The 4,760-nt window shown below is 31.2% G+C and carries 5 protein-coding genes and 1 pseudogene; 2 read left to right on the forward strand and 4 right to left on the reverse strand.

Going from position 1 to position 4,760, the window contains the following annotated elements; genetic code table 11:
* Nucleotides 1–130: 130 nt before the first annotated feature.
* The 3 genes from FTU66_RS13315 to FTU66_RS13325 all read right to left on the reverse strand — a co-directional run bounded on the left by FTU66_RS13315 (nt 131) and on the right by FTU66_RS13325 (nt 2,798).
* Nucleotides 131–1,165, reverse strand: coding sequence for a tRNA-dihydrouridine synthase (locus FTU66_RS13315; protein ID WP_169538918.1), 1,035 nt, complete (start codon nt 1,163–1,165; stop codon nt 131–133).
* A gap of 91 nt (nt 1,166–1,256) precedes the next feature.
* Nucleotides 1,257–1,787: an NAD(P)H-dependent oxidoreductase gene (locus tag FTU66_RS13320; RefSeq protein WP_218944953.1), complete on the reverse strand. Its 531-nt coding sequence runs from the start codon at nt 1,785–1,787 to the stop codon at nt 1,257–1,259.
* A 165-nt stretch (nt 1,788–1,952) separates the two neighbouring features.
* Nucleotides 1,953–2,798, reverse strand: a complete 846-nt coding sequence (locus FTU66_RS13325; RefSeq protein WP_169538917.1) for a DUF234 domain-containing protein — start codon at nt 2,796–2,798, stop codon at nt 1,953–1,955.
* On the opposite strand from FTU66_RS13325, the pseudogene FTU66_RS13330 reads away from it, so the two are divergent.
* Together FTU66_RS13330 and estT are read left to right on the forward strand one after the other, a co-directional pair.
* Nucleotides 2,759–3,055: pseudogene (locus FTU66_RS13330) on the forward strand (FAD-dependent oxidoreductase); the annotation flags it as partial. The gene FTU66_RS13325 and the pseudogene FTU66_RS13330 sit on opposite strands and share 40 nt — an antisense overlap.
* Before the next feature lie 17 nt (nt 3,056–3,072).
* Entirely contained in the window at nt 3,073–3,933 is an 861-nt protein-coding gene (gene estT, locus FTU66_RS13335) for a macrolide hydrolase EstT (protein WP_077782102.1), read from the forward strand.
* A gap of 498 nt (nt 3,934–4,431) precedes the next feature.
* Here estT and FTU66_RS13340 read toward each other — a convergent pair whose 3' ends face one another.
* Nucleotides 4,432–4,602 (reverse strand): nitroreductase family protein, encoded by a 171-nt coding sequence (locus tag FTU66_RS13340; protein ID WP_218944955.1) that lies wholly within the window; start codon nt 4,600–4,602, stop codon nt 4,432–4,434.
* Nucleotides 4,603–4,760: the final 158 nt, after the last annotated feature.

Genomic DNA, 4,760 nt, shown 5'->3' on the forward strand with positions numbered 1-4,760 from the left:
TGTTCCATTTTAGAGATTTGTTTAAGATAAGATATAACTCATTGAGATGTGTCATAGTATTCGTCGTTAGAAAACAATTATTGTGACATTATTTCAATGAGTTATCTATTTTTGTCGTGTACAGAGAATATTATTTTAAAAATGCTCTTGCATAAGAGCTATTAATTTTCTCTTTTTCGTTTAGTTCATTTGCAGCATAAAATACAAGATTTGGATTTTTAAGCAACTCTCTTCCATATGCAACAAAATCACAAAAACTATTTTCAAGAAGATATTCACCCTCTTTTGCTGTTGTTATTAAACCAACAGCAATAACAGGAATATCTACACTTTTTTTAATCTCTTTTGCCCAATTAGCTTGATAAAATGGTTCAATTTTTGGTATCTTATCTGGATTTTCTATATTTCCACCACTTGAAACATGAATACAATCAACTCCAACTTTTTCTAACTCTTTACATAAATAAATAGAGTCTTCTATATTCCATCCATTTTGCATCCATTCATCAGCACTAATTCTAACAATAAGGGGTAATTTTACCCTATTTTTTATCTCTTTTGCAGTTTCAATTACTAATCTACACCTATTTTCTAAACTTCCACCATAAATATCATCTCTTTTATTTGTTAAAGGTGATAAAAATTCACACAACAAATATCCATGAGCAGCGTGAAGTTCTACTGAATCATAATTTGCTTTTTCGGCTCTAATTGCAGCATTTACAAACAACTCTTTTATTTTTGTTATCTCTTCAAGACTTAACGCTTTTGGAACTTTATATGGTGATTTTTGACTAAAAGCAATTGAGCTTGGAGCTACACAAATATCATCAACAACTTCAGATTTTCTTCCTGCATGAGCTAATTGTATAGAACTTTTTGCTCCAAATAAGTGTAACTTCTCATTCATTTTTTTATGATTTTCAATTAAAGAATCATCCCAAAGTCCTAATTCAAAAGATGAAACTCTTCCTTTTGGCTCAACTGATGCTGGTTCAACAATAATTAAACCAACATCAGCCATTGCTCTTGAAGTATAGTGAAACATATGGAAATCTTTTAATTCTCCACTATTATCACTTTTATACATACACATAGGTGGCATTACAACTCTATTTTTTAGTTCCAAATCACCTATTTTACCTTTGTTTAATAATAAACTCATTATAGCTCCTTAAATTAAATATATCAAATTATATATACACTAAACTTAAAATTCTCTCTTAAAGTATCTTCAAATTTAGCTAACTCTTTATTTAAATCCAAATCTCCTTTAAAAATATCATGCATAGAGTAAGTTTTAAAGGTTCTAATCCAACAAATTGAAAAGTTTTATGAGTAGCAACATTTGCTTCATCTAGTGATAATCCATCAAAAAAACCATCAGGATTGTTAAACTCACTTTTTGGACAATTATATGTCAAGCTTAGCATATATTTTTTGCCTTTTAGTAATCCACCACTTCCATAAGTTTTGCTATCATCGTTTTTGCTTCTTCCGTCGTTTGCATAGTGTCTTCCTTGAGTAAAAGTCTCATCGAAATATTTTTTTGTAATCCAAGGAACACCCATCCAATAAACAGGATATTGAAACAACACATAATCAGCCCACTCAAACTTCTCACACTCCTCTTTTATATCGTAACCCTTATCTATATTTGTATATTTTATAAGAAAGTTATTTTCTTTGAAAAATTGTGTCGCTTTTTCTAAAATCTTTTCAGTTAATTCACCTTTTGCAACATTTTCATAATATTGGTGTCCATTTAAAATTAAAACTTTTTTCATTTTGTACTCCTTTTAAATTATTCAACAATTATATATAATCAAACTTAACTTTTATATCGATTAAGGCTTTATACAAAGTTTGCAAAAACCACTTGCACCAACTTGAAATTAGAGTAATTACCCTAGCAACCACTCTAGCACCAGCTATTATCTGTTTTTCTAATTTTAAATATCTTTTATCGATAAAAGCCTATACTCTATCTCATAATCTTTATACTCTTGAATTAATTTTTGAGATTTCAAAACTAAAGCCTGATAGTTTATCCGTTTTTCATTTAGTTTTACTTCACAAATTAGAAGTTTCTTATCAATATCATCGATAGCAACTATATCTATCTCATTTTGATTATTTCTCTCCCAATATGAGCCAATAGAAGTGAAAGTTTGTTTCTCTTTTAAGAGTTCCACAAAAAGTTTTTCAAGGAATTTTCCTTGAAAAGTTGAGATATCTCTATAGATAATCTCTTTTAATCTATCGAAATTTTCAGCTTCGATTAGTGATTGGTATTTAAAAATAAATCTAAACCAAAAGGATAAAAAATTATCAACTATCTCATATTTTTGTACTTTTGAGTTTGGTTTAGCATTTATTGGTTTAATTGATTTTATGATGTTATAGTCATTTTCAAGTCGTGATAAATGTCCTGAAATATTTCTTTCCAAAATTGATTCTATTTCACTTCTTGATGTTTTTGAATCAGAGATTAAAGCTAAAATAGAAAAATATGTTCCATACTCTTTTCCAAACTCTTCAATAAGTCTATTTTTTCCCTCTTCCAAAAATATTGAGTTTGGATCAATAATTGTATCTATCATAGATTTTAAATCAAAACTACTGTTTAAGATAAATAGTTCTATATATTTTGCAACTCCACCACTTAGCAAATAAAAATCAAGTAAATTTTTATTTGAATAAGAGTTGTAATCTTTTAAAATCTCCTTTAATACACTTACTTTCAAAGGTTTTAAATCTATTTCCCTTAGATAAGTCTTGGAAAAGTAAGCGTCCATTACCCATAACGATGATTGGAGATGCTGCTCATTTGATGCCTCCTTTTGCAGGACAAGGCGTAAACAGTGGGTTGATGGATGCCTTGATATTGTCGGATAATCTGACCAATGGGAAATTTAACAGCATTGAAGAGGCTATTGAAAATTATGAACAGCAAATGTTTGCTTATGGAAGAGAAGCACAGGCAGAATCAATAATAAACGAAACGGAAATGTTCAGCCTCGACTTTTCGTTCCAAAAACTAATGAATCTATAAAACAGAAAGGCGAGGAAATGAAAGAGAAAATAGTTAAAAAAAACGGAATAAGACTTTTTACCGAAAGTTTTGGATGTGAAAAAGATCCGGCAATACTCTTGATTGCGGGAGCAACGGTATCCATGTTGTATTGGGATGCTGAATTTTGCCAGAAACTATCTGAAAAGGGATTTTTTGTTATTCGCTACGACAATAGGGACGTAGGAAAATCTACTAATTACGAACCGGGTTCAACCCCCTATGATATTGTTGACTTAACCCATGATGCTATTTCAATTTTGGACGGCTATAAAATAGTCAAAGCCAATTTTGTGGGAATTTCACTGGGCGGACTGATTTCTCAAATAGCATCAATAAAATATGCCGACAGGGTAAGTTCAATAACACTAATCTCATCAGGTCCTTGGGGCGACTCAGACCCCACAATTCCTGAAATGGATACGCGTATTTTAGATTTTCACGGAAAAGCTGAAACCGTAGATTGGACAAATGAAGACAGTGTGGCAAATTATTTAATTCAAGGTGCTGAATTGATGAGCGGCAGGAAACAATTTGACAAACAAAGAAGTGAAAAACTGATTAGAGCCGAATTTAAAAGAGCTAATAACTATATAAGTATGTTCAATCATGCGGCACTGCAAGGTGGTGAAGAATACTGGAACAGATTGAGCGAAATCAATCAGCCAACCTTAATTGTACACGGAACGGACGATAAAATATGGCATTTTAAGAATTCAGCAGTTTTACTTGAAAAGATAAACGGCTCAAAACTAATAACGCTTGATGGAACCGGACACGAACTACATTTCGAAGATTGGAATAAAATTATTGATGGAATAACGCAACATACAACAAATAACAAAAGAATGAACAAATAGGGTATTATGTATTTCCAAATCAACGGTTTAGAGATTGAAGCTAATATCAATGTGTTCTTTGAATAACATCTTTTGGTGTTTTTTAATAATCATACTACGCAATTTTCTTTTATAAAAGGAAATATTGTAAACTAAATACGAAATGGTATCTTCATTAAATCATATTATCTCAGAGGTACAGCGAAAAGAAAATGCCATTTCGCTGTCTGCACCTAATATAATTGATGAAGCGCACCAAATGACGATATACCTAAAAGAGTACTTATGGTCAATAAGAGAGGATATTATAAAGCAGGGTTTTAAAAACCATTGGGAGGAAATCAACTTCTTTCGCAACATTAAGCCATACATTCTTAAATAAGACCGTCCCGTAAATTTCAGCCGAATCCGACAAAAAGGCGTGAAGATTTCCTTTAAATAGAGAGACCGAAGGTCATCCTTTTCCTAAAAAAGGGGGGGGCCATGGTTCCAAGATGTAAAATCGAGGGCTAATTCAGGCTATACTTTTGTAATTACCAAAAACTTCCATGGCTCTTGCCCAAAAGAGCTAGGAGATTTTCTCCCTGCTTCTAAAATATAGTTTAAATCTTCATCTTTTATCTTTTTTGTCTCATCAAATATTTTACAAGCATGTCTAAAATCCATTGCTTCCATAAAAGTTTTTTCCATAAATTTATCCTTATTTTTTATTAATATTATTCTCTGTACACGACAAATTTCACAGAACCCTTATCCTATCAGGATTCTGCTTTCTTAAAATTGCCAAAATTTCCTTAAACTCTTCTTTTTTCCCAAAACCAATTAAACGCTGAATCGCCATTTGAACA

Origin of the sequence: Acinetobacter sp. YH12131 (genome assembly GCF_013418635.1) — a bacterium.
Classification (GTDB): domain Bacteria; phylum Pseudomonadota; class Gammaproteobacteria; order Pseudomonadales; family Moraxellaceae; genus Acinetobacter; species Acinetobacter towneri.